The sequence below is a fragment of the Hahella ganghwensis DSM 17046 genome, from assembly GCF_000376785.1.
Classification (GTDB): Bacteria; Pseudomonadota; Gammaproteobacteria; order Pseudomonadales; family Oleiphilaceae; genus Hahella; species Hahella ganghwensis.
The window spans coordinates 1-1,874 of the sequence record NZ_AQXX01000015.1 but is presented as its reverse complement, the minus strand read 5'-3'; the positions used below and the strand labels follow the sequence as shown (position 1 = coordinate 1,874).

Genomic DNA, 1,874 nt, shown 5'->3' with positions numbered 1-1,874 from the left:
TTGGATTACCAAAGCCCGAATCAATATGAAACGGCCTGGAAAGAATTACGAGAAGTTGCTTAACTGGGTTGTCACAAATCAGTTGACCACGTCAAGCTTCCGCTCTTTTTCATCGGTAATGTAATTGGCGATTGCCGTACAGAGTTTTATCTCGGTGTGAGATTCTTCAATGCAGCTACGTACGATATGGGATGCTAAAGGTCCCACGTAGGTACTTAATAGCTGTATCAGGCGTTGGATTTTCTCTTCGCTGATTACTGTGCCAACGGTGCTTTTATATTTGGCGTTGGGTCTTCCGAGGATCGGTATGTTTGAGGCTTTGCGACTATCTAGTTTCTGGTTTTTCCCGGTGATGCTTTTCAGGCATTTTGTTCGGGTCTGTTCAATAAAGTCGTGTCGTTCCGGGCCGTCGGGGACGTATCGTGATAATTTATTGATCATCTCCGGCAGGGATTCTGACTGTACTGCGACCCTTTGGGTGAGGTGAGTGGAGACTGGCCCGACATGCTGAGCCAACGCAGTGATAAGGATCTCGGTGATTTCGGTAGAAAGTTTCAGTGGTGAGGTAGCTTTTGTCGGGGCTGCGCTGAGCAACTTGCCCTGACTGGTGTCTGATTTGGCTACTTTACTTCCTTTTTTATCGGTCGATCTGGTTGCAATAGTATCCATACAAATGCCGCCTGGTTGTGTCGTTTTAATTTTTAGTATGAGCACCAAGCACCGGTCTTGTGGGAAGAGGATTCATCCCAGTGACCTGGAGACTTGATATGTCGGGTGGAATAGGTGCTGCATTATTACGGACTATAATGCAGTCTGCCCAACCGAACGTGATGCTTTCTTGTTACCGCTGACAGATTCAATTCCAGCCTACGTCCTGGCGTTTGTTTTTGGTTCCTGAAACCACAGTTGCAATAGAATGTATATGCAATGGTTCACAATCCCAAAAGATCGGCATGGAAGAAATGTCGATAGTGGATAATAGTCAATGTTTTACCTTCCTGTCGATAGATTGGTCAGGGTTTCTTAAAACGATTGTTTGTCTGGCCTGATGGAAGTGAGGGCAGAAGTAGAACACCTTGGTTTTTGTGATCTTTTGTCGTCTAATTGCGGCGCCTGTATCAGATAATAAAGATGATGACATGGCTCTTTTAAGCTTCTTTCATTATTCAGTGTTTATTAAGCTACACACCTATTTAATACAGGTTGTTTAGTCACGTCATGTTTGTGTGTATTGGTGATTCATCATTAAAGGAGAGTTCGATGAAGCAATTAACGTCCATTCTGGTGTCTGCCGCGATTTTATTCAGTGCTTCCACAATGTCTGATGCTGAAGAATACCGGCGATATGGTAAAGAGCAGGAACTTAGAGAGTTGCGTAAAGAAGTCCGTCTTTTGCGTGCTGATATTGCCCGGCTCGAGGACCTGATCATCGAAATGCATGAGGCCCGTCAACCTCCTGTGGATGTGAGCTTAAATAATCGCTGGGGATGCTATATGAATGATGTCAGGGCCGGCGGTATCTACGGCGTCGGTGCAACGGAAGCTGAAGCCAAAGGTGTTACCCTGGAAAAATGTAGCAATAAAGGCGGTGCCTGTTTCGAAAGCGACTTGAAGTGCAGCGCTAACGAATCCTGAACTTAGGTGGGCGAAAGGTGTATATTGGCAGCTTGGATGTGTCGTTAGGGATTCTCTGATTGCTTTCATTTATAGATAGTTAAGTAAGCGTCCGGTAACCCCATCTTGAGCGCGCTACCAACTGACTGGATAGTGTCCACTTATTTTTTTAGTGGACACTTGTTATGATTGTCATAAGCGCACCTCGCTCCTCCAGAAAACGTCGCCAATATTCCGCAGAATTTAAAGCTAAGATTATT

General features: G+C 45.1%; 2 protein-coding genes. One reads left to right on the top strand and one right to left on the bottom strand.

Annotated features, from left to right (window positions below):
- Positions 1-78 precede the first annotated feature (78 nt).
- Positions 79-669 carry a DUF8082 domain-containing protein gene (locus F566_RS0100150; RefSeq protein ID WP_020404964.1) on the bottom strand — a complete coding sequence of 197 codons (591 nt, stop codon included), beginning with the start codon at positions 667-669 and terminating at the stop codon, positions 79-81.
- 591 nt (positions 670-1,260) lie between these two features.
- On the opposite strand from F566_RS0100150, the gene F566_RS0100145 reads away from it, so the two are divergent.
- Positions 1,261-1,635 carry a hypothetical protein gene (locus F566_RS0100145; protein ID WP_020404963.1) on the top strand — a complete coding sequence of 125 codons (375 nt, stop codon included), beginning with the start codon at positions 1,261-1,263 and terminating at the stop codon, positions 1,633-1,635.
- The last annotated feature ends 239 nt before the right edge of the window (positions 1,636-1,874 follow it).

Coding starts and splice junctions, on each gene's coding strand:
- F566_RS0100145 (WP_020404963.1), top strand. CDS start 1,261: ATGAAGCAATTAACGTCCATTCTGGTGTCTGCCGCGATTTTATTCAGT.
- F566_RS0100150 (WP_020404964.1), bottom strand. CDS start 669: ATGGATACTATTGCAACCAGATCGACCGATAAAAAAGGAAGTAAAGTA.